The sequence below is a fragment of the Xanthomonas sp. PPL134 genome (assembly GCF_040595915.1).
Classification (GTDB): domain Bacteria; phylum Pseudomonadota; class Gammaproteobacteria; order Xanthomonadales; family Xanthomonadaceae; genus Xanthomonas_A; species Xanthomonas_A indica.
The window spans coordinates 1,093,685-1,120,109 of record NZ_JAMDLL010000001.1; the positions used below are offsets into that span (position 1 = coordinate 1,093,685).

The following is a 26,425-nucleotide window of genomic DNA, read 5'->3' on the forward strand; positions in this document are numbered from 1 at the left end:
GGCGCAGCCGCGAACCCACGTTGCGGCCATCGCCGGCGCCGTGCTCGCCGCAGGCGGCGGCCATCCTCCAGGAGATCTGCCGATGTTCGACACCTCGCCCAGCCTGCAGTGCGGCGCCCACCGGCTGCTGCTCGATCGCCCGCGGGTGATGGGCATCGTCAACGTCACCCCGGACTCGTTTTCCGACGGCGGCGCGCACGCCAGCGTGGACGCGGCGGTGGCGCATGGCCTGCGCCTGGCCGCGGAGGGCGCCGACCTGCTGGACATCGGTGGCGAATCGACGCGCCCGGGCGCCACCCCGGTGCCGGTGGAGGAGGAACTGCGACGGGTGATCCCGGTGATCGAGCGGCTGGCTGCGCAGACCGCGCTGCCGCTGAGCGTGGACACCTTCAAGCCGGAGGTGATGCGCGCCGCGGTCGCCGCCGGCGCCGGCATGATCAACGACGTGCAGGCCCTGCGCCAGCCCGGCGCGCTGGATGCCGCTGCGGAACTTGGGGTGCCGGTGGTGCTGATGCACATGCCCGCCGATGCCTACGCCGCCGGCAGCGCGCCCGGCTACGACGACGTGGTCGGCGAAGTGCACCGGTTCCTGGCCGAGCGCATCTTCGCGGCGGAGATGGCCGGGATCGACAAGCGGCGCATCCTGGTCGATCCGGGCTTCGGTTTCGGCAAGAGCACCGCCGACAACCTGCAGTTGCTGGCGCAGTTGGCGCGGCTGGTCGAGCTGGGCGTGCCGGTGTTGGCAGGGCTGTCGCGCAAGCGCAGCATCGGCGAGCTGACCGGGCGCGAGGCGCCGGAGCAGCGGGTGGCCGGTTCGGTCGCCGCGCACCTGCTGGCCGCGCAACGCGGTGCCACGCTGCTGCGTGTGCACGACGTCGCCGCCACCGTCGACGCGCTGAAGGTCTGGCAGGCGCTGCAGGCGGTGCCGTTGCCGCGCGCCACCGGCTCGTCCGCCGCAGCGGCGATCCGCTGGCCGGACGAGGATTGATGGCGGCCGACCGGCGCCCGCGCGCGATCGCGCTGATGGGCCCGACCGCCTCGGGCAAGACCGCCGCGGCGATCGCCCTGGCCGAACGCTACGGCGGCGAGATCGTCAGCGTCGATTCGGCGCTGGTCTACCGCGGCCTGGACATCGGCGCGGCCAAACCCGATGCGGCAGAGCGCGCGCGGGTGCCGCACCATCTGCTGGACCTGCGCGATCCCTGGCAGCCCTATTCGGCGGCCGAGTTTGCCGCCGACGCGCGCGCCGCGCTGGAGGCGATCGCCGCCCGCGGCCGCCTGCCGATCCTGGCCGGCGGCACCGGCCTGTACTTCCAGGCGCTGCTGGAGGGGCTGGCGCCGATGCCGGCGGCCGACCCGCAGCTGCGTGCGGCGCTGGCCGCGCGTGCGCAGGCCGAAGGCTGGGCGGCGCTGCACGCGGAACTGCAGCGGATCGATCCGCTGGCCGCGCAGCGCATCCGCCCCGGCGACGCCCAGCGCATCCAGCGTGCGCTGGAGGTGTACCGGCTCAGCGGCCGGCCGATCAGCGCCTGGCAGGCGGATCCGGGGCCGCCGCGGTTGCCGCTGCGGGTGCTGAAGCTGGTGCTGGCGCCGGCCGAGCGCGCGGTGCTGCACGGGCGCATCGAAGCCCGCTTCGACGCGATGCTGGAGCAGGGCTTCCTGGAGGAAGTGCGCGCCCTGCGCGCGCTGCCCGGGATGCAGGCGGTCGCGCAGCCGCTGGCGCTGCCGGCGGTGCGCGCGGTCGGCTACCGCCAGGCCTGGGAGTACCTGGACGGCATCGGCAATGCGGCGGACTTCCGCGCCCGCGGCATCGCCGCCACCCGGCAACTGGCCAAGCGCCAGTTCACCTGGCTGCGCGGCGAGCAGGACGCACGCTGGTTCGACCCGGCGTGTGACGCCGGGCGCCTGCGGGCGGCCGTGGACGCCTTCCTCGGCTGATCCGGCGGCCGGTCGCGCTGTGCTGGCGCCCGCGGTTGTGTAACATCGACGTTCCGGACCACGGCAGGGGAGCTGCAGTGCCGTCCCGGACAATAAAAACAATAATTTGGGAGTGAAGCATGTCCAAGGGGCAATCCTTGCAGGATCCTTTCCTCAACGCGTTGCGTCGCGAACGGGTGCCTGTCTCGGTGTATCTGGTCAACGGCATCAAGCTGCAGGGCACGATCGAGTCGTTCGATCAGTTCGTGGTCCTGCTGCGCAATACCGTCAGCCAGATGGTCTACAAACACGCCATTTCCACCGTGGTGCCGGCGCGCAACGTGCGCGTGGGACCGGGCGGCGGTTATGTGCAGCAGAACGAAGGTGGCAGTGCGGGTGATGACGAAGTCGAGTAGTTCGGTGGTAAAGAGCGGAGCCGCGGGTGTTTGATCGGTCCCGCCGCGGCGAACACGCACTGCTGATCCAGCCCTACGCGGGCGGTCCGTTGGAAGACGATGTGCTGGAAGAGTTCGCCGACCTGGCGCGCTCGGCCGGCGCCAGCATCGCCGCCACCGTGACCGCGCGTATCGACAAGCCGAGTCCGGCGACGCTGATCGGCAGCGGCAAGCTGGAGGAGGTCAAGGCCGCCGCCGACGCCAGCGGCGCCGACCTGGTCCTGGTCAACCACGCGCTCAGTCCCGGCCAGGAGCGCAACCTGGAGAAGATCCTGGAGCGGCGGGTGATCGACCGCACCGGGCTGATCCTGGACATCTTCGCCCAGCGCGCGCGCAGCCACGAAGGCAAGCTGCAGGTCGAGCTGGCCCAGTTGCGGCACATGGCCACGCGGCTGGTGCGCGGCTGGACCCACCTGGAGCGCCAGCGCGGCGGTTCGATCGGCCTGCGTGGGCCCGGCGAAACCCAGCTGGAGACCGACCGCCGCCTGCTGCAGAAGCGGGTGGAGCAGTTGCAGAAGCGGCTGGAGAAGGTCGAGGTGCAGCACACCCAGATGCGCCGTGCGCGGGTGCGCAGCGAACTGCCGCGGATCGCGGTGGTGGGCTATACCAACGCCGGCAAGTCCACGCTGTTCAACGCCCTGACCGGCGCCGAGGCCTACGCTGCCGACCAGTTGTTCGCGACGCTGGACCCGACCGTGCGGCGCATCGCATTGCCTGGCGGCAACGCGATGCTGGCCGACACCGTCGGCTTCGTGCGCAACCTGCCGCACGAACTGGTCGCGGCGTTCCGCTCGACGTTGTCCGAGGCCCGCGAAGCCGATCTGCTGCTGCACGTGGTCGATGCCGCCGACCCGTTGCGTGAGGAGCGCATCGCCCAGGTCGACGAGGTGCTGCACGCGGTCGGCGCCGGCGAACTGCCGCAGTTGCTGGTGTTCAACAAGATCGACCGTATCGACGGCGCCGAGGTGCGCCACGATGCGCAGGACGGCGTGCCGGACACGGCGCGGCGCGAGCGGGTGTGGATCTCCGCACGCGACGGCCGCGGCCTGGACCTGCTGCAGCACGTGCTCGGCCAGCGCCTGGGCCTGCGCCACGTGCAGGGCAGCCTGCGCCTGCCGCCGAGTGCCGGACGCCTGCGCTCGCAACTGCACCAGTTGCAGGTGATCCGCAGCGAGCTGGCCGACGAGGACGGTTGGCTGCTGCAGGTGGACATCCCGATCACCGAGGCCGAGCGCCTGGCCGCCGCGGCCGACGGCGCGCCGATCCGCGCGCTGCTGCCGCCGCGCGAGCAGGAGGAGTGGCAGCAGCGCTAGCGGTGCACGGTGCGTCGGGCCACCGCGATCGAGCGAGTGACGGCCGGCGTGGCAGCTACACCTGCGCCGCGTCGGCTGACGCCCAGCCGTCCGCCGGCGCGCACAGGCGCGACAGCCACGGCGAATTGGGCTACAAAGCGCACTGGTTTCCCGAGCTGTGCCATGACGCTTCCCACCGATTCGGAGTTGTTGCAACAGGCCACCGCGCTCAGCGACCGCTTGCGCACCGCGCGCGAGCGCCTGGTCACCGCCGAAAGCTGCAGCGGCGGCTGGATCGCCAAGGTGATGACCGACGTCGCCGGGTCCTCGGCGTGGTTCGACTGCGGCATCGTCGCCTACAGCTACGAGGCCAAGCAGGCGCTGCTGGGCGTGCGTCCGCAGACGCTGGAGCATCACGGCGCGGTCAGCCGCGAGACGGTGATCGAGATGGTGTCCGGGGCGCTGGTCAATTCCGGCGCCAGCGTCGCGGTGGCGGTCACCGGCATCGCCGGCCCCGGTGGCGGTTCGGCCGACAAGCCGGTCGGCAGCGTGTGGCTGGGCTGGAAGCGCCGCGGCGGCTACGCCAGCGCGCAGTTGTTCCATTTCCCGGGCGACCGCGATGCGGTGCGCCGGCAGACCGTGGCCGCGGCCCTGCACGGCCTGGACGCGTTGCTGTGATCATGGCCGCGCGCCTTCCCCGAGGATGAGCGCGATGTGGGAGGCCTTGAGCACCGTCCGCGACCTGGGGCGTCTGCAGGAAATCGCCTCGGTGCTGATCCGCTACGGGTTCGGCGACGTGGTCCGGCGCATCGGCATGGCCGACGTGCTGGAACGCGCCGGGCGCCTGCTGCACTGGCACAACGCCGAGGAGATGCTGCGCATGTCGGCGCCGCAACGGGTGCGGCGCGCGCTGCAGGATCTCGGCCCGACCTTCGTCAAGCTGGGCCAGGTGCTGGCCACGCGCGTGGACCTGCTGCCGCCGGAGTGGATCGACGAACTCGGCGAACTGCAGAACGCGGCGCCGGCGCTGGATTATCCGCAGATCCTGCCGCAACTGATCGAGGCGCTCGGCGAGGCGCCGACGGCGATCTTCGCCGAGGTCGAGGAAGCCCCGCTGGCCGCCGCCTCGCTGGCGCAGACCCATCGCGCCTGGCTGCACGACGGCACCGCGGTGGTGATCAAGGTGCGTCGCCCCGGCATCCGCGAGGTGATCGAGGCCGACCTGCGACTGCTGGCGCGGCTGGCCGAGATCGTCGAGGCGCGCGCGCCGGACCTGAAACGCTACCACCCGGCCGCGGTGGTGCACCAGTTCACCCTGTCGCTGCGCCGCGAGCTGGATTTCGCCGGCGAATGCCGCAACGCCGAGCGCATCGCCGCCAACTTCCAGGGACACGACGAGATCGTGATCCCGCGGGTGCATTGGCAGTGGACCTGCGAGACGCTGAACGTGCAGGACTTCGTCGCCGGCATCGGCGGTCGCGACCTGGCTGGGGTCGAAGCCGCCGGCCTGGACCGGCGCCGGCTGGCGCGCACCGGTGCCGACATCGTGCTGAAGATGGTGCTGGAGGACGGCTGTTTCCACGCCGATCCGCATCCGGGCAACATCTTCTACCTGCCCGGCGAGCGCATCGCGGTGATCGACTTCGGCATGGTCGGGCGCATTTCCGAGCAGCGCCGCTACCAGGTGGTGCAACTGCTGCACGGGCTGGTCACCCAGGACGCCGAAGCGGTGGCCGACATCCTGCTGGAGTGGACCGACGGCGAGGTCGAGGTCGACGAGGCGCGCCTGCAGTTGGAGATCGCCGCCTTCGTCGACCAGTACCGCGGCGTGGCGCTGAAGGACCTGCGGGTGGGCGCCATGCTCGGCGACGTCACCGCGTTGCTGCGCCAGCACGCGCTGGCGCTGCCGGCCGACCTGGCGCTGATGATCAAGACCTTCCTGACCCTGGAAGGGGTGGGGCGCCAGCTCGATCCGGACTTCGACATGGCCGGCGCCGCCGCCCCGTACCTGGAGCGGGTGATGCTGCAGCGGTTCGCGCCGCGGGCGATGGCCCGGCGCGGCCGGCGCACCGTACTGGGCGCGCTGGAACTGCTCGGCGACCTGCCGCGCGACACGCGCCGGCTGCTGCAGGCGGCGCGCCGCGGGCGCCTGCAGTTGAACGTGGAGACCGGTTCGCTGAAAGGCTTCGGCGACCAGGTCAACCGCGCCGCCAACCGCCTGACCATGGGCATCGTCACCGCCGCACTGATCATCGGCTCGTCGATCGTGATGAACAGCGTCGGCGGCATTTCCAGCCGCTGGCTGCTGGCGATCGGCGTCTGCGGCTTCGTCGGCGCGGCGTTGTCCGGCGTGTGGATCCTGTTCTCGATCTGGCGCAGCGGGCGCTGAGCGCGGCACACACCGTCGAGCACGCTCCGCCGCAAGGCGTCGAGGCTGTGGGTCGGGCACCGCGCCGCGTCCACACGAGCCAGCGCACACGTACTCCCACTGTGGGAGGGGCTTCAGCCCCGGCGCGATGTGGCCAAGTCGCTCTGCCCACAGCGCTATGACGAGATGCAGAGCCGCCTGGAAGGACGCGCGAAGCAGAGGCCGCGAGGCGCCTGCAGCGAAGGCAGGCTGCCGTGCGGACCTGCCCAAGCCGCCGGCAACGCTGCGCACCGGCACTCCGGTTCCACGCGCCAGTTGCTCGCCAGTCTATTTAGTAGTATTACTACTAACCATGGACCTGACCGAAACCCAGCAGGCGATCCTCGATCTGATCGCCGAGCGCATCGAACACGATGGCGTGCCGCCGTCGCAGACCGAGATCGCCCGTGCCTTCGGCTTCAAAGGCGTGCGCGCGGCCCAATACCACCTGGAAGCGCTGGAACAGGCCGGCGCGATCCGCCGCGTGCCCGGGCAGGCGCGCGGCATCCGCCTGCTCGGCGGGGCGGCGACCCCGCCGCCGGCGGCACAGGTGGACAGCGCCGACGTGCTGCGCCTGCCGGTGCTCGGGCGCGTCGCCGCCGGCCTGCCGATCGGCGCGGACATCGGCTCGGACGACTTCGTGGTGCTGGACCGGGTGTTCTTCTCGCCGGCGCCGGACTATCTGCTGAAGGTGCAGGGCGACTCCATGCGCGACGAAGGCATCTTCGACGGCGACCTGATCGGCGTGCACCGCACCCGCGATGCCCGCTCCGGGCAGATCGTGGTGGCACGCATCGATGAGGAGATCACGGTCAAGCTGCTGAAGATCGGCAAGGACCGCATCCGCCTGTTGCCGCGCAACCCGGACTACGCGCCGATCGAGGTGTTGCCGGATCAGGAGTTCGCCATCGAAGGCCTGTACTGCGGCCTGCTGCGCCCCAATCGCTGATGCCGCGCGTGGAACAGGGCATGCACTACAGCGCCGGCCGGACTTTTCCGACCCCAGATATCGCCATTCGCCGCTGCCGCAGCCCGGTGCGGACGAATTATTTTCATCTCGCCACGCACTGTCTCAGTCCGTGCGATACCAGGCCCTTACATTGACCTCACTCCGCAAATCCTCCTCACCTTCCAAGGACACCACAATGGACGAGAACAAGAAGCGCGCGCTCGCTGCCGCCCTGAGCCAGATCGAGAAGCAGTTCGGCAAGGGCTCGGTGATGCGGATGGGCGATCGCGTCATCGAAGCGGTGGAAGTGATCCCGACCGGCTCGCTGATGCTGGACATCGCGCTGGGCATCGGCGGCCTGCCGAAGGGCCGCGTGGTCGAGATCTACGGTCCGGAATCCTCGGGCAAGACCACCCTGACCCTGCAGGCCATCGCCCAGTGCCAGAAGAACGGCGGCACCGCCGCGTTCATCGACGCCGAGCACGCGCTGGACCCGATCTACGCCGCCAAGCTGGGCGTCAACGTCGACGAGCTGCTGCTGTCGCAGCCGGACACCGGCGAGCAGGCGCTGGAAATCGCCGACATGCTGGTGCGCTCGGGCTCGGTGGACATCGTGGTGGTCGACTCGGTCGCCGCGCTGACCCCGAAGGCCGAAATCGAAGGCGAGATGGGCGACCAGTTGCCGGGTCTGCAGGCCCGCCTGATGAGCCAGGCGCTGCGCAAGCTCACCGGCAACATCAAGCGCTCCAACACCCTGGTGATCTTCATCAACCAGTTGCGCATGAAGATCGGCGTGATGATGCCGGGCCAGAGCCCGGAAACCACCACCGGCGGCAACGCGCTGAAGTTCTATGCCTCGGTGCGCCTGGACATCCGCCGCATCGGCGCGATCAAGAAGGGCGACGAGATCATCGGTAACCAGACCAAGATCAAGGTCGTCAAGAACAAGCTGGCGCCTCCGTTCAAGCAGGTCATCACCGAAATCCTCTACGGCGAAGGCATCAGCCGCGAGGGCGAGTTGATCGACATGGGCGTGGAAGCAAAGCTGGTCGAGAAGGCCGGTGCCTGGTACAGCTACGGCAGCGAGCGCATCGGCCAAGGCAAGGACAACGCCCGTGGTTACCTGCGCGACAACCCGCAGGTCGCGGCCAAGCTGGAAAGCGAGCTGCGCGAGAAGTTCCAGCCCACGGAGATCGCGCCGAGCGAGGCCGAGGCGGAAGACGACGACGCGTAACGGTTTTCTGCCGGGGGAGCGGTGGAGTCAGTGCCGCTCGTCTCCCTCGGCAGTCTTGAGCAAGCCAGGAGGGCGCGCGCCAGGGACGGCGCATTTTTCAGAGTAGGGTGGCTGGCGCATGAGCGACGAACACGCGCAGGAACCACGCCGGCGTCGCCGGCAAGCTGAGCAGACGCCGCTGCAGAAAGCGCTGGGCCTGCTGGTGCGGCGCGAGCATTCGCGCAAGGAACTGACCCGCAAGCTGCGCGCGCGCGGCGTGGAGGCCGAGGCCGCCGCCGAGGCGGTGGAGCGCCTGAGCGGCGAGGGCTGGCAGGACGATGGCCGCTTCGCCGAACTGCTGGTGCGCAGTCGCGCCGGGTCCGGCTACGGCCCTCTGCATATCCGTGCCGAGCTCGGTACCCACGGCCTGGACAGCGAGGCCATCGCCACCGCGATGGGCGCTTTCGAAGGCGACTGGACCGAAAACGCCCGCGATCTGGTGCGGCGCCGCTTCGGCGCTGCCGGGGCGATGGACTTGCCGCAGCGGCGCAAGGCCGCCGATCTGCTGGCACGGCGTGGCTTCGATGGCGACAGCATCCGCGCCGCGGTCCGCGACGCTACGGAGGACTGAGCGGGCCGGGCCTGCTACCCTTGGCGAGTTGTCTTGTCCGGTTTCCGTGGCGCCCTCATCTAGGAGGGAGTTGCCGGAAGCCCGTCCGCTCGTCTATAGCCAGCCCATGAACGCACCCGCCAAATTCTCCACCTCCCAGATCCGCAGCGACTTCCTCGACTTCTTCAAGGGGAAGGGCCATACCATCGTGCCGTCCGCGCCGCTGGTGCCCGGCAACGACCCGACGCTGCTGTTCACCAATTCCGGCATGGTGCAGTTCAAGGACGTGTTCCTGGGCGCCGAGAAGCGCAGCTACGTGCGCGCGGCGGACGTGCAGCGCTGCCTGCGCGCCGGTGGCAAGCACAACGACCTCGATTCGGTCGGCTACACCGCGCGCCACCACACCTTCTTCGAAATGCTCGGCAACTGGTCGTTCGGCGACTACTTCAAGAAGGACGCCATCGCCTGGGCCTGGGAACTGCTGACCCAGGTCTGGAAGCTGCCGGCCGAGCGCCTGCTGGTCACCGTCTATCACACCGACGACGAGGCCTATGCCTTGTGGCGCGACATGATCGGCGTACCCGCCGAGCGCATCGTGCGCATCGGCGACAACAAGGGCGCGCCGTACGCCTCGGACAACTTTTGGCAGATGGCCGACACCGGTCCCTGCGGCCCGTGCACCGAGATCTTCTACGACCACGGCGCGCACATCGCCGGCGGTCCTCCGGGCTCGCCGGACGAAGACGGCGATCGCTTCATCGAGATCTGGAACCTGGTGTTCATGCAGTTCGACCGCCAGCCCGACGGCACCCTTGTGCCGCTGCCGGCGCCCTGCGTCGATACCGGCATGGGCCTGGAGCGCCTGGCGGCGATCCTGCAGCACGTGCACACCAACTACGAGATCGACCTGTTCCAGACGCTGATCCGCAAGGCCTCCGAGCTGACCGGCACCGCCGACCTGGAGAACAAGTCGCTGCGTGTGATCGCCGACCATATCCGTGCCTGCGCGTTCCTGATCGTCGACGGCGTGTTGCCGTCCAACGAAGGCCGCGGCTACGTGCTGCGCCGGATCATCCGCCGCGCCCTGCGCCATGGCTGGATGCTCGGCGTGCGCCAGCCGTTCTTCAGCAAGCTGGTGCCGACCCTGGTGGAACTGATGGGCGAGGCCTATCCGGAGCTGACTGCGGCCCAGGACACCGTGCTGCGCGCCCTGCAGGCCGAGGAGGAGCGCTTCGCCGAAACCCTCGATGCCGGCATGAAGATCTTCGAGGACGTCGCCGCCAAGGCGCAGGGCGGGGTGATCGCCGGCGAAGATGCCTTCCGCCTGTACGACACCTACGGCTTCCCGCTGGACCTGACCCAGGACATCGCCCGCGAGCGCGACCTGCGCGTGGACGAGCAGGGCTTCGAGACGGCAATGGACGAGCAGCGCCGGCGGGCGCGCGAAGCCGGCAAGTTCGGCGGTGGCGTGCAGCTGCCGGCGGACCTGGTGGCGACCCTGGCCCCGACCGTGTTCCTGGGTTACGACAGCCTGCAGGCCGACGGCCTGCGCGTGGTCGCCCTGCTCAAGGACGGTCGCCCGGTGCAGTCGGTCCAGGCCGGCGACGCAGTCATCGTGCTCACCGACAAAACGCCTTTCTATGCCGAATCCGGCGGCCAGGTCGGCGATCTCGGCACACTGACCGCCGCCGGCACTCGCCTGACGGTCACCGATACGCAGAAATTCGCCGGCCAGTTCCATGGCCATGTCGGCACGCTGGAAGAAGGCAGCCTGAAGATCGGCGACGTCCTGGCCGGCCAGGTCGATGCCGAGCGCCGCGGCGCCACCATCCTCAACCACTCCGCGACGCACCTGCTGCATGCTGCCCTGCGCGAGGTGCTGGGTACCCACGTCCAGCAGAAGGGGTCGCTGGTGGCGCCGGATCGCCTGCGTTTCGACTTCTCGCATTTCCAGCCGATCGGGGCCGAGGAACTGGCGCTGATCGAGCGCAAGGTCAATCAGCAGGTCCGGGCCAACAACGCCGCCGAAGTGCATCAGATGGGCATGCAGGAGGCGCTGGATTTCGGCGCCATGGCGCTGTTCGGCGAGAAGTACGGCGAGCGTGTGCGTGTGCTCAAGATGGGCGACTACTCCACCGAACTGTGCGGCGGCACGCATGTCGGGCGGACCGGCGACATCGGCCTGTTCAAGATCACCAGCGAAGGCGGTGTTTCTGCCGGCGTGCGCCGCATCGAGGCGGTGACCGGGCAGGGCGCGCTGGACTACGTGGCGGCCGAGGAAGCCCGGCTGCGCGAGGCGGCCGACCTGGTCGGCGGCAACAGCCACGACGTGGTCGACAAGATCCGCCAGCTCGGCGACCGCTACAAGCGCATGGAGCGCGAACTGGAGGCGCTGAAGGCCAAGCTGGCGTCCGGTGCCACCGCCGACCTGGCCGGTTCGGCGGTCGACGTTGCCGGCGTGAAGGTGCTGGCGGTGCGGCTGGAAGGCTTCGACGCCAAGGCCCTGCGCGAGGCCATGGACCGCCTGAAGCAGCAGTTGGGCGACAGCGTGATCGTGTTGGCCGGTGCCAGCGAGGGCAAGGTCGCCCTGGTGGCAGGCGTGAACGGCAGCCCAATGGGGCGGGTCAAGGCCGGGGAACTGTTGAGCCACATCGCCGGTCAGATCTCGGGCAAGGGCGGCGGCCGCCCGGACCTCGCCCAGGGTGGTGGCGAGGACGGGCCCGCCCTTGCCCCTGCGCTCGCCGGCGTCCCGGCCTGGGTCAAGCAACATCTCCCCTGAACACCCGAGCCGCGTGCCTTGCTGGCAAGGCGCGGCTTCCCGTAACATCACCCCTCTTTTCCCTTTCATTATGGGGCGTGCCGCAGCGCGGGCGCCGTGCCGGTGAGACCCACCGGTTCCCTGGAGAATTCAAACAATGTTGATCCTGACTCGCCGGGTAGGCGAAACCTTGATGATCGGCGATTCGGTCACCGTGACGGTGCTTGGGGTCAAGGGCAATCAAGTGCGCATCGGCATCACCGCGCCGAAGGACGTGGCGGTGCATCGCGAAGAGATCTACCAGCGCATCCAGCGCGGCGACGAGCCGAACTCGCACGGCGGCGGTCACGGCGATCAATCTGCCGATTGATGCGTCAAAAGGGTTTACCTGAGCCCCCACAACCCGGTATTCTTCGCGCCCGGTCGCGGAATATCCGCAGCGCATAAATCCGGAGTGATGCCCGAGTGGCTGAAGGGGCTCCCCTGCTAAGGGAGTATAGGGTCAAAAGCTCTATCGAGGGTTCGAATCCCTCTCACTCCGCCAGTGTCAAGGAAACGCCCGCAAATCAACGATTTGTGGGCGTTTTTCTTTTTCCCGACCTTGGACACTCGCTTGGACACTTCCATGCGAGTCGCGCACTCCCTGACGTGCGGCGAGACGTCGTTGCTGCGCTTGTTTGCGCGTTCCCGCTGAGCTGCAGGCGCGCTTTGAACGCGAGAGCGGCAGCGCAGTCAGTGCCGTGCGACCTGCGATCGTGCTGCACTCGACCATGCGGTGACGCTTGTCGTCTGCTGTGCCCACGCTCAAGCCGTTACAGCGCTTCCGTATCAGGACAAGCCGCATGGGGCGGCGCTAAGGAATCGTTGCGGCGGCGGAAGGGCGTGTCATCGCGCGCGGACCTCAAGTGCGTGCAGCCACCAGCAGAGCCTGTGCGGGCCGGTGGAGAGGCGAGACCAAGGTTCGGTCGCCGTTTCGGCGACTGGCGACGCGGCCATCGTGCCACTGCCCGTGCCTTCGTCTAGCGTCCACCTCGCTTCCCTCGTGCAAGGTCATCATGCCCATCGGCGAGGCCCTCTGGTCGGCGTGGCCTCCGCCATCGCGATAACTGCCGGTCAACATCTAAGGCAAGCGCCCACCAGGACAATCGTCCATAAGACCCGCGGGCTCAGGGCTGTACAGCGCTGTGCGTGGCCAACCAGCATGAGGGCAAGCAGATCGTGTTGCCGAACGAGCTTGCATGGAACGACTTCTCGCATTGGTTCTTGCGCCAGACGGCGCGGAGGCATGTCCCTGCCTGCATCGGTGCCGGGCTCTCGCGTGCACGAAGCGCATTGAAGGCACGCAAAGCGCACCACTGCCTGCGAGGCGGCTTCTCTGCACGCGTCCTGGGCTGGCAGCGCAAAAGCAGCGGGTAAGGAGCCCCTGCAGCATGTACTCACCTGCGGCCCGATCTAGCGCATCTCGGCCTGGACATCTCGCGCAGTTGAGGAACGGCGCGACGCGGTGGATCGCGCTCCATCACACGCATGTGCCGCTCTATGGGGGGGGGGCACAAGAACTCCGAATTTTCTGCAGATGTTCCAGCGACAGCAGTTCAGCGCCATCGATACCTGGACATGTTGCAGGATTTGACCAGAACAGGGCGCGTTCGACCGCAAGCACGTGGTGGCCTATCGCTGCGCGCGGCAATCCTCATGGGCAGTCTCGTGATTGACATGGTGAGTAGCGACGAGCGCTCATCTCGGGTCGGCAAGAGCATGCGTGGACTCACCGTTGTGCCCCATGGCCATCTCCTTGCGCAAAGAGAAGAGAGCGCGTGTTGCACTGAGTTTCCATGGTGCTGCTTGCATGAAGTTCATTCGGTCGCTCCAGCTGAGCCTGATGACAGCGCACCTTTGGCAGGGCGCGATGAAGACGGTCGTGTGCGATCGAGCGGGCAACTTCGCATTGACCAATGCGGCCGCTCTCTAAAGAATGTGCACGCCGCAGACTGGCGGCGTTTCGTTTCTACTCTGGTATCTAGATGCAATCACACAGGATTCGTTTCATCATCATCGCGGTGCTCTGCTTTTGCATGACGGTTGCCAGCGTGGTCACCTTCTTGAGCCGACCATCGGCTGTGCCGGACAGGCTGCTCGAGTCGAGTGGCACGGTGGGCTCGGTCCGCGCATCGCGTAGCAAGTCAAGGTTGCAAAGCGTCAACTTTACCGTGGCGCCCGCGGGTGACGAATTCAAGTATTCCAGCATCCTTCCAGGTATCGATCCGCTGTGGAATGAGATCAGGGCAGGAGCACCGGTGCGCGTCACCTTTTCCGAAGAAGACGGCGAGCGCGAAGTGTGGGGATTGCGGCTGGGCGATCGCGTGGTTGTGACGCCGGACCAAGCGCTGCAAGCGCGGCGCGAAAACGGCAAAAACGGGATCATCTTCGGGCTGCTCGCATTGGCGGGGGCGGGGTACTTCCTGCATCTCGCTCGCAAGGCATAACCAACGCCAAGGGGGTTGGAGAATGGCAGTATCGGGGCTTCTCTTCTCTTGGGAAGACGCCTCATGGTGCAGCGGTGCGTTCTCGGGTCGAGGCGCTTGTAGCCAGGCCGAAGCCGGATGGCGCTCGCAGCAGGCGAGCGCCTTCTGCGCGTGTGCTCTTTGATCCCCTTGGAGGCTCGCCTGGAGCTTTCATTGGTGTAGCGCATTCCCTCAAAACGTGGCGAGGGTGGCGTCTGCTCCACTCGTTGCGCGTTCCTGTCGAGCGGCGAGTGCATTGCGGCTGCAAGGCCATAACGCGCAGCACCGGCGTGACATGCGACCGGGCCCGCCTGGCGGGTTAAGCCTCAACATCCCTGTTGCGCCGCCGACCGCGCATTGCGTACTTCAGCGGGCTTGCCGTGATCGTGCGCAGTGGAGTCGCATCAAGGTTGGGTCGCTCACGTCACCTTCGACGGATGGACGGCAGTGACGCATCTGGGTGGCTTCGCTTGGGCGGCGGATGGTCGCTACGTCTGGGCAGGTGTTGCAGGCATGGCGAAAACGGCCAGTTCGGTGGCATCGGCAGCGGCGATGATTTGATCCTGCCTGCCGCGCCACACGGGCTTGCTTTCAGTTGCCCGGGTCGAGGGTCATCATGATGTGGCTGATTTTTCCATGTTCAAGCTGAAAAGAGATTCGCTTATTGCCGGCTTCATAATACCGCCAGTGCTGATCGTCTCTGTCATCTGCCGTGCCTGGGCCATACTTGCCGATCAGCACATTCTGCGTATCGCCTACCGTGACGCCCCTGGCTGTTTTGATCGCGGGTGCGGTGATGGTGATCTGCGCAATCATGTAGCTGTCAATGTCGCGCTGCGCTGTTTGCCAGAATAAGTTGGCAGTGTGGATTTCAAAGCCGGCATACCGGTGCTGGTAGTACCTGTAGCTGGTGTCCCCGGCAGGCACATCTCCCACGAAGCTTTCGCTGATCTGAGCGCCTGCCTGCTTCCTGGCCTGGTCGGTCCAGCTTTCACCGAGGGCGAAAGCATGGCTGTTGATTTCCACGGTGAAATCATTGGCCGTTATTTCGGCGGGTGCTGCGCCCGTTGCTGCCGCCGCAGTCATGCCGGCCTGGGTGGCAGCAAGTAGTAAAAAGAGCAAACGTGTTGCACCTCTGGGTGGGGCGGTGATGGCGATCGATTGTTCAATTGAGGCGAGGAGCATCATCGGTAGATTTGTGTTGGAAAAGCTGCCGAACATTATCGGGTTGCTGGCTCAGGCCAGGCAACGCGCGGCGGATGACCTGGTGCCGTCCATCGTGACGGCGATCGCGAGCACTGCCACGTTTCGCGGTGGCTCCCACGTCAGCAGCGACTCCTGGGCGATGTCATGAGGCGCCACTGCGTGTGGCACTGCGGCGTACGTCTGCACCTGGAGTGACGCCACTGCGCGTGGGCGGGCGTGCAGCATGCAGTTCCGGCGCGAACTGCCGCCGTGACGATCTTCATGCGAACTCGATTGGTGGTGCAGTTGGGCTGCTTACGGACCTAGTCGAGTGCGCAGTGCATCAGGTCGTTGTGGACGCGGTCCACCAGCTTGGAGGTGGGCGTCCTGGTGTTTGCTCGCCATGCGCGTCGCCGACCGACTGGTGTGACGGCATAGCTGATTGCATGGCGGCAATGTTCGATACGTCGGTCGATTCGCCAATTGCTCTAGAGGGCTGAGCAAATCCAGAGAGTCCAATGCGCAAAGCAAATCGGCAAACCAGTGAGTCGGCAAGCTGACGCCGCTAGCAGAAGCTCCCCAGCGATGTACGGCAGGGGAGCACCAAGGCCTGCTATTCAGCCGCGCGCGTGGTCGCGCGCCTTGCCGACTTCGCTCTGTACCTTGCCGGCGTTCTTCTGCATCTTGCCTTCGACTTCCTTCATCTTGTTGCCGGTCACCTTGCCGGCGACTTCCTTGACGGTGCCCTTGATCTGGTTCTTGGCGCCTTCGGTGCGATTCTTGTCCATCGTTGACTCCGCAGTAGGGATGCCCTCAAGTGGGCATCGCCAAACTGCGCGCCGGCCGGTAGCGCCCGTGTGAAAATCGAGCCGATGCGCACGCGCCATTTAGGCGGCGGACGGGTTGCGCGCTGACGCCTGCGCTATTCATCAAACGCGTCATGGCGCATTCCTTATGCGGGGGTGCTAGGGGTCTTGCACCGGAGGCACAGGGATAGCGGCGCGATCTTCCGTCCTCCAGCTCCGAGCGGAGCCGTTCGTCAGCATCGGCAGGCCGATCGGCGGCCTGCGTCTGCGTCTGCGCCTGCGCTGCGTCAGTACCAGCCGAGATACAGGGTGGTCACGCCCCAGGTGTCGATCAGGCCGTGCGCGAGGATCATCGCCCACAGGTTGCGCCGGGAACGCAGATAGGCATACCCGAACATCATGCCGACCACGCCGGTCAGCAGGATGCCGGAGGTGCCTTGCGCGGCGTGCATCAGGCCGAACACCACGCCGCCGGCCAGTGCGGCGATCCAGCGGCCGCCGCGCAGCCGCCCGAACAGGGCATCGAGCTGGTGCATGAGGAAGGCGCGGAACACCAGTTCTTCGCCGAGTGCCGCGCTCAGCCATGCCGCGCCGATCAAGTGGGTCGTGGCCTGGACGTTGCCTTTGAGCGCACCGTAGGCGCTGTAGTCGGTCTTGTGTCCGGTGATGGTATCGATCAGCGGTTGCAGCACCGGCGTGATGAAGCCGACGGTCAGCAGCACCAGCAGGGCCGTCCAGCCGATCATGGACAGCAGGCGAGGGCGCGCCACGCCGCAGGCCGCGGGCGAACGCGTCTCGAGCCACACCAGGGCGAGACCGAGCAGGCCGACCACCGGCATCCGCCAGGGGAACGGCAGCCATGGGTAGGACGCCAGCGCGAGAATTGCGGCGCTCAGTGCGATGCGCAGCAACGGGTGGCGCATGACGGCGATGCCGTGGGTCGGGTGGAAAGTGCTGTGCTGAGTCGAGTCGCGCATGCCGGATGGGGAAGCGGGTGGGCGCTCAGCGTAACGAGCTTGCGCTCTCCAACACTGTGCCAAAGGCCATGCAGGCCAATTGCACCTGCACTGCGGCGGCGTTGTAGTGGCGCGAGGCGATGTCGTGTCACCGGCGCAGCGGCGTGGCCGGCGCCGGCAGCCGTGCCGTGCCGTGCAGATAGAAGCTGAAAACCGAGCGCGCTCTTTCAGTAGTGCTTCGCCGTCAGCAGCGGGTGCTGCATCGTGGTTTCGTGCGAGGCGTCTTTCGAATCAGACGCGGCTGGCGCTTGCCGGATGTGGCGGGTTCGGCACGCATGTGACCGGGTTCGATCGCGACGCTACCAGGCGCCGCCGCAATTCTCGCGAGGCGGACTTCCTGCATTGCGCTCCGCGAGACGAGTCACGGCCACGACCAGGCAACGAGTCAAACGGGCAGTCGCGCGCACGCACGGAGCGCATCTGCGCATGCAGTCCATGCTGCGTGCTTCGACAGCGCAGCTGACTCTGAGGTCTACGCGGCGAGGCGTCAGCCATGCTGCCGTGCTGTCGGTCATGCGCACAGACACGCGCTCGCCGCCAGCGTCGCATGCTGGCGGCGAGGGCGAAACGCTGTCAGTGCGCGACGCGGTGTGGGGTCACGCCGACGCGGGCGCCTGGCACTCGAACACGCTGACGCTGCGCGGCGGGGCCAGGAACTCGCTGGCACCGGCCGGCATGCTGTCGACCTGCAGCGCGTCGTCGGTGGACAGCACCAGCTTCCAGTGCAGCTCATCTTCCGAGGAGGGCAGTACGAAGCTCACGCCCTCGTGGTAGGCATTGATGACGATCAGCAAGGTGTGGTCGTTGGCCAGTTCCTTGACGCCGGAGGTCTGCGCCTTGCCTTCCAGCAGCAGGCCGACCGAACGCGCGCCGGCGTCGGTCCAGTGCGCCTCGTCCATCTCGGTGCCGCCGGGATTGAGCCAGGTGAGGTCGCGCACGCCGGCTTCCTCGTTGTACTGGCCGTTGAGAAAACGCCCGCGGGTGAGGATCGGGTAGCGCCGGCGCAGCGCGGTCAGGGCTTTGACGAAGGCGGTGAGGCGGCCCTCGCTCGGGTCGCGCTCCCAGTCGATCCAGGTGATCTCGTTGTCCTGGCAATAGGTGTTGTTGTTGCCACCCTGGGTCTGCGCGCGTTCGTCGCCGGCCAGCAGCATCGGCGTGCCTTGCGACAGCAACAGCGTCGCCAGCAGGTTCTTCATCTGCCGCTCGCGCAGCTGCAGGATGCCGGCGTCGTCAGTCTCGCCCTCGGCGCCGTAATTGCAGGAGCTGTCGTGATCGGAGCCGTCGCGATTGTCCTCGCCGTTGGCGTCGTTGTGCTTGCCGTTGTAGCTGACCAGGTCGTGCAGGGTGAAGCCGTCGTGCGCGGTGATGAAGTTCACCGAGGCCCACGGCCGTCGCCCGCGCCGGTCGAACAGGTCGGCCGAGCCGGTGAAGCGGGTGGCGAATTCGGCGAGCTTGCCGTCGTCGCCCTTCCAGAACGCGCGGGCGTTGTCGCGGAACTTGTCGTTCCACTCCGACCAGCCTGGCGGGAAGTGGCCGACCTGGTAGCCGCCGGGGCCGCAGTCCCAGGGTTCGGCGATGAGCTTGACCTGCGACAGCAGCGGATCCTGGTTGCAGGCGTCGAGGAAGCCGCCGCGCTGGTCGAAGCCGGTGGGCTCGCGGCCGAGGATGGTGGCCAGGTCGAAGCGGAAGCCATCCACGTGCATTTCGCCGGCCCAGTAGCGCAGCGAGTCGTTGACGAACTGGATCACCCGCGAGTTGCTCAGGTTGAGCGTGTTGCCGGTGCCGGTGTCGTTGATGTAATAGCGCTTGTCCTCGGCCAGGCGGTAGTAGCTAGCGTTGTCGATGCCACGGAAGGACAGGGTGGGCCCCAGTTCGCTGCCCTCGGCGGTGTGGTTGTAGACCACGTCCAGGATCACCTCCAGGCCTTGGCGGTGCATGGCCTTGACCATGTCGCGGAACTCGTCGCGGTGGCCGCTGGCGAGGTAGCGCGACTTGATCGCGAAGAAGCCGAGCGTGTTGTAGCCCCAGTAGTTGCGCAGGTCCTTGTCGAGCAGGTGCTGGTCGTCGAGGTAGGCGTGGACCGGCAGCAGCTCCACCGCGCTGACGCCCAGTTCCTTGATGTAGCGCAGTACCGGTTCCTGCGCCAGCCCGGCGCAGGTGCCGCGCAGTTCGTCCGGCACCTGCGGGTGGCGCATGGTGTAGCCGCGCACGTGGGTCTCGTAGACCAGGGTCTGGTTCCAGGGCGTCAGCAGGCGCTGGTCGTCTTCCCAATCGTAGGTGTCCTCGACCACCACGCACTTGGGCATGAACGGCGCGCTGTCGCGCTCGTCGAAGCTGAGGTCGCCGTCTGGGTGGCCGACGGTGTAGCCGTACAGCTCGTCGGCCCAGATCAGGTCGCCTTCGAGCTCGCGCGCATAGGGATCGAGCAGCAGCTTGTTGGGATTGAAGCGGTGGCCTTCGCTGGGGGCGTATGGGCCATGCACGCGATAGCCATAGCGCTGACCGGGCTTCACGTCGGGCAGGTAGCCATGCCAGATTTCGTTGGTGTATTCGGGCAGGTCCAGGCGCGTCTCGGTGCCGGCCTCGTCGAAAAGGCACAGCTCCACGCGGGTGGCGTGCGCCGAGAACAGGGCGAAGTTGGTGCCCTGTCCGTCGAACACGGCGCCGCGCGGAAAGGGACGCCCTTCGCGGATGCGCGAAGGGGTGGCGTAGGCGGCGCTGGTGGGGTGGCGCATCGGCGGCTCTCGGCCGGCATACCGGCAGTAGGGGAGGGAGAGCGGAAGCATCGCCGCGGAGGCCGTGCAGGACGCGTTACGGGGTGCCGAGGGTGGCGTGAGGACACCGGCGGCGCGAGGCGCAACCGGTGCAGCGACGCCGTGGCGCAGCTGCGCGGTCCGATCACGCGTGGTCGCGGTCGTGGCCCGGTCCATGGCCCCGGGCACGACCTGGGCTGCAGCGCTCAGCGCGGCAGGTCGAACAGCAGGAACTCGCTGTCCTGGGCGTCGGCGAACTGCAGGCTGGCCTCGTCCACCGCCTGGAGGGCGTCGCCGGCCTGCAGGGTCTGGCCATTGACGGTCAGGGTGCCGCGCACCACCTGCACATAGGCGCCGCGCCCGGCCGCCAGCGGATAGTCCAGGCGCGCGTCGCCGTCGAGGATCGAGGCGTAGATGCGCGCGTCCTGATGGATGCGCACCGCACCATCCTCGCCCTGCGGGGCCGCGATCAGCCGCAACTGACCACGCTTGCTGTCCGGGGCGAAGTGCTTCTCCTCGTAGCCCGGCTCGATTCCGGCGCGCTCGGGCATCACCCAGATCTGCAGGAAGTGCACCGGCTCACTGGCCGAATGGTTGAACTCGCTGTGGGTGACCCCGGAGCCGGCGCTCATGCGCTGCACGTCGCCATAGCGCAGCACCGAGCCGTTGCCCATGCTGTCCTTGTGCTCCAGCGCGCCGTCGACCACGTAGGACAGGATCTCCATGTCGCGATGGGCGTGGGTGCCGAAGCCCTCGCCGGGCTGCACGCGGTCTTCGTTGATCACCCGCAGTGGCCCGAAGCCCATGTGGCGCGGGTCGTGGTAGTGGCCGAAGGAGAAGGTGTGGCGCGAGGACAGCCAGCCGTGTTCGGCGCGGCCACGGGTGTTGGCGGGGCGGATCTGCAGCATGGGAGACTCCTTGGTGACGTTGATGTGCAAGTGGATCGAAAGCGCCGTTTGCATTGATTTCGCGTGCGCTCTGGCTTGGAAACAAGTATCCGCGCTGTCGCCGGCTTTGAAAAACGGATAGATTCGGCATCCATCATCGAAAAATTCGAATGCTCAAGCTCAGCCTCGATGCCCTGCAGATCCTCGACGCCATCGACCGTCGTGGCTCGTTCTCGGCTGCCGGCAAGGCCTTGCACAAGGTGCCGTCGACCATCTCCTACACGGTCGCCAAGCTGGAGGAGGACCTGGGCGTGCAACTGTTCGAGCGCCTGGGGCCGAAGGCGGTGCCGACTGCCGCAGGCGCCGAACTGCTGCGCGAAGGCCGCCATCTGCTGCGCGCGGCCGGCGACCTGGAACTGCGCGTGCGCCGCGTCGCCTCGGGCTGGGAGACCGAGTTCGCGCTGGGCCTGGATGCGGTGTTCGCGCCGGAGTGCCTGGCGCAGGACATGGCGGCGTTCTACGCGGTCGCCGACCGCACCCGGTTGCGGGTGGTGCAGGAATCGCTGTCCGGCACCTGGGAGGCGCTGCTGGACCGGCGGGTGGATCTGCTGGTCGGGGCGGCCGGCGAAGGCCCGAGCGGCGGCGGCTACGTGGCCGAGCCGCTCGGCACGCTGCCGTTCGTGTTCGCGGTCGCGCCCGGGCACCCGCTGGCGCAGGCGCCGGAACCGCTCAGCCGCAGCCAGTTGAGTGCGCATCGCGCGATCGCGGTGGCGGATTCGGCGCGGCGGCTGCTGCCGCGCACGGTGGGGCTGCTGTTCGGCCAGGACGCACTGACCGTACCGGACATGCGCAGCAAGTATCGGTTGCAACTGGCCGGGCTCGGCTTCGGCTTCCTGCCCGAGCCCTATGCGCGCGCGGCGCTGGCGCGGGGCGCGCTGGTGCGCAAGGCCGTGGAGGAGCCGAAGCCGGACGAGGTGTTCCAGTTGGCCTGGCGCAGCGGCGAGGAGGGCGCGGCGCTGGCCTGGTGGCGCGCGCGCATGCGCGCGCCGGGCGTGTTCTCGGCGTGGCTGGCGCAGATGGCGGCGCGGCTGGACGAGGGCGGGTGATGCACGTCGGGGCACCGGCAACGCGTGCTTCAGGGCGGCGATGGATGGGTCTGTTCCGCCGGTGATGCCGTCGCGCCCATGCGCGCCGCGGATGCCGGGAGGATAATGCGCGGCATCCTCTTCTCTCCGCCCGCCACGCCATGCAGGACCTGATTGCGCGCTACGGACTCGGGCTGGTCTTCGTCAATGTCCTGGCCTTGTCGCTGGGCCTGCCGGTGCCGGCGCTGCCCACGCTGATCCTGGTCGGCGCGACCTATGCGCTGCTCGATGGGGCAGCGATGTGGAGCGCATTGCTGGGCGCCTTGTCGGTGTCGATCGTGGCCAGCCTGCTCGGCGACCTGTTGTGGTTCGGCGCGGGCCGTCGCTACGGCAACCGCACGCTGCAATCGTTGTGCCGGCTGTCGCTGTCGCGCGACACCTGCATGAAGCGCACCGAGCGCTTCTACTCGCGCTGGGGCGTGCGCGTGCTGGCGGTGGCCAAGTTCGTGCCCGGCCTGTCGATGGTGTCGGTGCCGATGGCCGGCGCCATGCGCGTGCGTCCTGCAGCCTTCCTGCGCTACGACGCGCTGGGCGCGGCGCTGTGGGCCGGTGGCGGCTTGTTGCTGGGTCTGTGCTTCGCCGACCAGGTGCAGGACTTGCTGGACTGGCTGAGCCTGCTCGGCAGGCGCGCGGCGCTGCTGCTGGTCGGCCTGCTGGCGCTGTACATCGGTTACCGCGCCTGGCGCCGGCATACGCTGCGCAAGGCGATGGAGACCCTGCGCATCGACGTCGACGCGCTGCATGCGCTGCTGCAGAGCGAGACGCCGCCGCTGCTGCTGGACATTCGCGCCCCGGGCTACCGCACGCTGGAGCCGTACGCCATTCCCGGCGCACTGGAAGTGGACGAGCGTCAGGTCGATGCACTGGTCGCGCGCTTGCCGCGCGATCGCACGATCGTCATCTACTGCGCCTGCCCGAACGAGGTCTCGGCCGCGGTGCTGGCCAAGCGCCTGCGCCAGCACGACTTCGAGGATGTGCTGCCGCTGCGCGGTGGCCTGGAGGCGTGGCGTGCGGCGGGTCATCCGCTGGTTGCGCTGGGCTCCGCTGCTGCAGTGGCGCCACCGCCGAAAGGCAACACGATCGCGGCGTGAGTCGCCGCAGCGCGAGCGTCATGCGTTCCAGTGACATCACGAGGCGCAGGCGCATGCATGCCCGTCGATGCCGGCGCGTGGGTCGTCTGCAGGCGTGGGCGAGGTGGGCAGGGGCGCCCGTCATGCCCTGATACGCTCGATCCTTCCGCCTGCGTCGCCGCATTCCGCTGGCGTGGCCGAGCTGGCGTGGCGACCAGGGGGCGTTCACTTGCTCGCCCGCGGATGCGTCCATGATCCGGCGACGGCAACACCGGCGCGGCAAGCCCGTGTCGGGTGGCGATCCCGCAAGGGCGTCGCAGCGGATCCTCACCCTCACCCTCATGCATGGAGACAGCCATGAAGATCGATCTATCCGGGAAAACCGCCCTCGTCACCGGTTCCACCGCCGGCATCGGCTTCGGGATCGCCAAGGGGCTGGCCGCGGCGGGCGCCGAAGTGGCGCTGAACGGCCGCGACGAGGCCCGCACCCAGGCGGCGGTTGCCGCACTCAAGCGCGATGTCTCCGCTGCCAGCGTGCGCGCCGTGGCGGGCGACGTGGCGACCGCAGCCGGCTGCGATGCGATCGTCGCGGCGCTTCCTGCGGCCGATATCCTGGTCAACAACGCCGGCATCTTCGGGATGCAGGATTTCTTCGACACGCCCGACGCGGAGTGGGAGCGCTTCCTGGCGGTGAACGTGATGTCCGGCGTGCGCTTGTCGCGCGCGTACCTGCCGCGGATGGCGGACAAGGGCTGGGGACGCGTGCTGTTCGTCTCCTCGGAGTCCGGGCTCAATATCCCGGTCGAAATGATCCACTACGGGGTCACCAAGACCGCCGATCTCGCCCTGGCGCGCGGGTTGGCCAAGCGCATGGCCGGTACCGGCGTCACCGTGAACGCCATCCTGCCGGGGCCGACGCTGACCGAGGGCGTCGCGGCCATGCTGGCCGAGCAGGTGGAGCAGTCCGGCAAGCCGCTGGAAGAGGTCGCCGCCGATTTCGTGAAGGCGCATCGTGCCAGCTCGATCATCCGCCGCGCCGCCACCGTGGAGGAGGTCGCCAATCTCTGCGTCTACGTCGCCTCGCCGCAGGCATCCGCCACCACCGGTGCGGCGCTGCGCGTCGACGGTGGCGTGGTGGACACCATCGCCTGAGTCGGTTGGCGGCCTCGGCGTTCGCGCAGGCGAGGGCGAGGCGGTGTGCAAGCTGCGTCGCGTTCTGGAGTGCGCGTGGGTGGTGCGGACGCCCGTGTGCGAGACGGGCGCCGTGATCGGCGCAACGCCACGGTGCGGATGCGTCACCGGTCCCTGCGCGCGGCGTGCAAATCGCCAAAGCGCAGGCAAAAAAAACGACAAGCGCTGGCTTGTCGTTTTTGATCTGACTGGTGCGCCCGGAGAGATTCGAACTCCCGACCGCCTGGTTCGTAGCCAGGTACTCTATCCAACTGAGCTACGGGCGCGTTGTCAGGCGCGGGATTATTCACGAGTTGCGGCGATTCGTCTACACCTGCGTGTCGTTGGCATGACCAATCGCGAGCGAATGCGCTGCCGCAGCCTGTCCCGATGCGATCGCGGTGCCGCGACAGAGCAAAAAAAAAACGACAAGCGGTGGCTTGTCGTTTTTCATCTGACTGGTGCGCCCGGAGAGATTCGAACTCCCGACCGCCTGGTTCGTAGCCAGGTACTCTATCCAACTGAGCTACGGGCGCGTCGTCAGGAGCGGAATTATGCGGGAGTCGATCTGGCCCGTCAATGCTCTTTCCGAAAAATTTCACCAGCGCTCTGTCAGCAGCGTTGCGGCCACCGCCGCGGGGCGCTTCATCCAGGCGAAATGGTCGGCGGCCGTGCCCAGCTGCGCGGCGTCCAGGCAGCGGATCTGCGCTGTCGGCGTGGCCAGCTTGTCCAGCAGGCCGCGCAGCGAGGATTCCGGCGCCAGCCAGTCGTCCTGCAGCACCACGCCGCGCAGCGGCAGCGTCAGGTGCGCCAGGCGTGCGTCCAGGTCGGCCGCCAGGCCGGCCGCGGCGTAGCGGCCGCTTCGGCCCACGCGCGCCCAGTCGGCGATCAGGCCGCGCGCTTCGGTGCCGCCGAAGCCGAGACGGCGGCCGTGCAGCACGCCTTGCCGCTGCGCCAGCCACGGCAGCAGGCGGTATGCCAGCGGCAGCAGATAGCCGCGCGGCGCGGGGAAACGGCGCCAGTACGGGGTGCCGCTGGCCACCAGCCACAACGCGGCGAAGGCCTGCGGCTGCAGGCCGGCATAGCAACAGGCGAGCTGTCCGCCCAGGCTGTGGCCGCCGACGAGCAGCGGCATAGTGATGCCGGCTCCGGCGATCGCCGCCTGGCTGGCGGGCAGGTCCAGTTGCAGCAACGCGCGATACCCCCAGTCGCATTGCCGCGACGGCCGCAGTGTGCTGCTGCCGTTGCCGCGCCATTCGTGCAGGAACACGGCGACACCGTGCGCGGCCAACACGTCGGCAAACGGCAGGTAGTGACGCGCGGCCACGCCCAGCGCCGGCAGCCACAGCAGCGCCTGCCGCGGCGCGTCGGGCACGCGCGCCAGCAAGGTCCAGCGATGGCCGTCGGCCGCGGCGACGGGCAGGGCGTGTTCGGCGATTGGCGAGCCGATGGGTACGGCGCTCATGGGCCGCGCGCCGCGCCGAAGTGATCCAGCACCGCCACATCGCCGCGGCCGGGGCGGTAGCTGCCGTGCAGCGCGCGCGCCACGTAGTCGATCGCCGCTTCGCAGGCGGCCGGCAGGGCCAGGCCCTGGCACAGTTGTGCGGCGATCGCCGCGGCCAGGGTGCAGCCGGTGCCGTGTGCCTCCAGCGCCAGCCGTGCATGGCTGAATTCGCTGCGGCTAACGCCGTCGTCGTAGCGGTCGATCACCCGCTGGCCTTCCTGCAGGTGGCCGCCCTTCAACAACACCGCCTGCGCGCCGGCCGCGAGCAGCGCGGCGGTGGCGTGCTCGGCGTCGTCGGCGTTGTTGATCGGGCGGCCGAGCAGCAACTGCGCTTCCGGCACGTTCGGCGTCACCAGCGTGGCCAGCGGCAACAGACGGCTGCGCAGCGCGTCCAGGGCGTCGTCCTGCAACAGCTTGGCGCCGCTGGTGGCCACCATCACCGGGTCCAGCACCACCCACGGCGGGCGGTACTCCTCCAGTGCATCGGCGACCAGGTGGATCACCTCGGCGTTGGCGAGCATGCCGAGCTTGACCGCGGCGATGTCGAAGTCGGCGAAGCAGGCGTCGATCTGCGCGCGCAGGAACGACAGCGGCGGCACGTGCACCGCGGTGACGCCGCGGGTGTGCTGCGCGGTCAGCGCGGCGGCCGCCGCCAGCCCGTGCACGCGATGCGCGGCGAAGGTCTTGAGATCGGCCTGGATGCCGGCGCCGCCGCCGGAATCGGTGCCGGCGATGCTCAGCGCGGAGACGACGGTGGGTTCGCTCATGCGCCGATTGTGCAGGG

Annotated in this window: 22 protein-coding genes and 3 tRNA genes; 16 read left to right on the top strand and 9 right to left on the bottom strand. The window is 68.2% G+C overall.

Annotation, left to right across the window (positions count from 1 at the left end):
• Positions 1-82 precede the first annotated feature (82 nt).
• From folP to M3U25_RS04800, 13 genes are all read left to right on the top strand, one after another.
• Positions 83-988, top strand: coding sequence for a dihydropteroate synthase (gene folP / locus M3U25_RS04740; RefSeq protein WP_160946562.1), 906 nt, complete (start codon positions 83-85; stop codon positions 986-988).
• On the top strand, positions 988-1,938 hold the full coding sequence (gene miaA / locus M3U25_RS04745) for a tRNA (adenosine(37)-N6)-dimethylallyltransferase MiaA (RefSeq protein WP_355499610.1): 951 nt from the start codon (positions 988-990) through the stop codon (positions 1,936-1,938). Before folP ends, miaA begins: the two co-directional genes overlap by 1 nt.
• 119 nt (positions 1,939-2,057) lie before the next feature.
• Positions 2,058-2,333, top strand: a complete 276-nt coding sequence (gene hfq / locus M3U25_RS04750; protein ID WP_010341316.1) for an RNA chaperone Hfq — start codon at positions 2,058-2,060, stop codon at positions 2,331-2,333.
• 26 nt (positions 2,334-2,359) lie between these two features.
• On the top strand, positions 2,360-3,685 hold the full coding sequence (gene hflX, locus M3U25_RS04755) for a ribosome rescue GTPase HflX (protein ID WP_355499606.1): 1,326 nt from the start codon (positions 2,360-2,362) through the stop codon (positions 3,683-3,685).
• 162 nt (positions 3,686-3,847) lie between these two features.
• Complete coding sequence (locus M3U25_RS04760) at positions 3,848-4,342, top strand: CinA family protein (protein WP_160946565.1); 495 nt, start codon at positions 3,848-3,850, stop codon at positions 4,340-4,342.
• Positions 4,343-4,376: 34 nt separating this feature from the next.
• Positions 4,377-6,053 (top strand): AarF/UbiB family protein, encoded by a 1,677-nt coding sequence (locus M3U25_RS04765; RefSeq protein WP_355499602.1) that lies wholly within the window; start codon positions 4,377-4,379, stop codon positions 6,051-6,053.
• Between the two features lie 331 nt (positions 6,054-6,384).
• Entirely contained in the window at positions 6,385-7,020 is a 636-nt protein-coding gene (gene lexA, locus M3U25_RS04770; RefSeq protein WP_160946566.1) for a transcriptional repressor LexA, read from the top strand.
• 196 nt (positions 7,021-7,216) lie between these two features.
• Positions 7,217-8,254, top strand: a complete 1,038-nt coding sequence (recA, locus tag M3U25_RS04775) for a recombinase RecA (RefSeq protein ID WP_160946567.1) — start codon at positions 7,217-7,219, stop codon at positions 8,252-8,254.
• A 118-nt stretch (positions 8,255-8,372) separates the two neighbouring features.
• Positions 8,373-8,864, top strand: a complete 492-nt coding sequence (gene recX, locus M3U25_RS04780; RefSeq protein WP_019797330.1) for a recombination regulator RecX — start codon at positions 8,373-8,375, stop codon at positions 8,862-8,864.
• Between the two features lie 106 nt (positions 8,865-8,970).
• Positions 8,971-11,622, top strand: coding sequence for an alanine--tRNA ligase (gene alaS / locus M3U25_RS04785; RefSeq protein WP_355499597.1), 2,652 nt, complete (start codon positions 8,971-8,973; stop codon positions 11,620-11,622).
• Positions 11,623-11,758: 136 nt separating this feature from the next.
• The gene (gene csrA / locus M3U25_RS04790) at positions 11,759-11,971 is read left to right on the top strand and encodes a carbon storage regulator CsrA (protein ID WP_010341308.1); all 213 of its coding nucleotides are present in this window, start codon (positions 11,759-11,761) and stop codon (positions 11,969-11,971) included.
• A gap of 81 nt (positions 11,972-12,052) precedes the next feature.
• Positions 12,053-12,145 (top strand) — tRNA-Ser (locus tag M3U25_RS04795).
• 1,480 nt (positions 12,146-13,625) lie between these two features.
• Complete coding sequence (locus M3U25_RS04800) at positions 13,626-14,087, top strand: hypothetical protein (protein ID WP_355499594.1); 462 nt, start codon at positions 13,626-13,628, stop codon at positions 14,085-14,087.
• 609 nt (positions 14,088-14,696) lie between these two features.
• Here the strand turns inward: M3U25_RS04800 and M3U25_RS04805 are convergent.
• From M3U25_RS04805 to M3U25_RS04825, 5 genes are all read right to left on the bottom strand, one after another.
• Positions 14,697-15,326 carry a hypothetical protein gene (locus M3U25_RS04805; protein WP_355499591.1) on the bottom strand — a complete coding sequence of 210 codons (630 nt, stop codon included), beginning with the start codon at positions 15,324-15,326 and terminating at the stop codon, positions 14,697-14,699.
• Positions 15,327-15,907: 581 nt separating this feature from the next.
• Positions 15,908-16,078 carry a CsbD family protein gene (locus M3U25_RS04810; protein WP_019797255.1) on the bottom strand — a complete coding sequence of 57 codons (171 nt, stop codon included), beginning with the start codon at positions 16,076-16,078 and terminating at the stop codon, positions 15,908-15,910.
• A 305-nt stretch (positions 16,079-16,383) separates the two neighbouring features.
• Complete coding sequence (locus M3U25_RS04815; protein ID WP_355499900.1) at positions 16,384-16,935, bottom strand: CPBP family intramembrane glutamic endopeptidase; 552 nt, start codon at positions 16,933-16,935, stop codon at positions 16,384-16,386.
• 773 nt (positions 16,936-17,708) lie between these two features.
• On the bottom strand, positions 17,709-19,847 hold the full coding sequence (gene glgX / locus M3U25_RS04820; protein WP_242161323.1) for a glycogen debranching protein GlgX: 2,139 nt from the start codon (positions 19,845-19,847) through the stop codon (positions 17,709-17,711).
• A gap of 224 nt (positions 19,848-20,071) precedes the next feature.
• Positions 20,072-20,773, bottom strand: coding sequence for a pirin family protein (locus tag M3U25_RS04825; protein ID WP_355499587.1), 702 nt, complete (start codon positions 20,771-20,773; stop codon positions 20,072-20,074).
• Positions 20,774-20,922: 149 nt separating this feature from the next.
• Here M3U25_RS04825 and M3U25_RS04830 point away from each other — a divergent pair, with 149 nt between their 5' ends.
• The 3 genes from M3U25_RS04830 (at position 20,923) to M3U25_RS04840 (ending at position 24,119) form a co-directional block, all read left to right on the top strand.
• Entirely contained in the window at positions 20,923-21,858 is a 936-nt protein-coding gene (locus tag M3U25_RS04830; protein WP_160946573.1) for a LysR substrate-binding domain-containing protein, read from the top strand.
• 140 nt (positions 21,859-21,998) lie between these two features.
• Positions 21,999-22,988, top strand: a complete 990-nt coding sequence (locus M3U25_RS04835; protein WP_355499583.1) for a VTT domain-containing protein — start codon at positions 21,999-22,001, stop codon at positions 22,986-22,988.
• Between the two features lie 336 nt (positions 22,989-23,324).
• Complete coding sequence (locus M3U25_RS04840; RefSeq protein ID WP_355499897.1) at positions 23,325-24,119, top strand: SDR family oxidoreductase; 795 nt, start codon at positions 23,325-23,327, stop codon at positions 24,117-24,119.
• 228 nt (positions 24,120-24,347) lie between these two features.
• On the opposite strand, the gene M3U25_RS04845 is transcribed toward M3U25_RS04840, so the two are convergent.
• From M3U25_RS04845 to thiD, 4 genes are all read right to left on the bottom strand, one after another.
• Positions 24,348-24,424 (bottom strand) — tRNA-Arg (locus M3U25_RS04845).
• A gap of 172 nt (positions 24,425-24,596) precedes the next feature.
• A tRNA-Arg gene (locus M3U25_RS04850) sits at positions 24,597-24,673 on the bottom strand.
• 62 nt (positions 24,674-24,735) lie between these two features.
• Positions 24,736-25,602, bottom strand: a complete 867-nt coding sequence (locus M3U25_RS04855) for an alpha/beta fold hydrolase (RefSeq protein WP_355499580.1) — start codon at positions 25,600-25,602, stop codon at positions 24,736-24,738.
• The gene (gene thiD, locus M3U25_RS04860) at positions 25,599-26,408 is read right to left on the bottom strand and encodes a bifunctional hydroxymethylpyrimidine kinase/phosphomethylpyrimidine kinase (RefSeq protein ID WP_355499577.1); all 810 of its coding nucleotides are present in this window, start codon (positions 26,406-26,408) and stop codon (positions 25,599-25,601) included. The genes M3U25_RS04855 and thiD overlap by 4 nt, the downstream gene beginning before the upstream one ends.
• Positions 26,409-26,425: the final 17 nt, after the last annotated feature.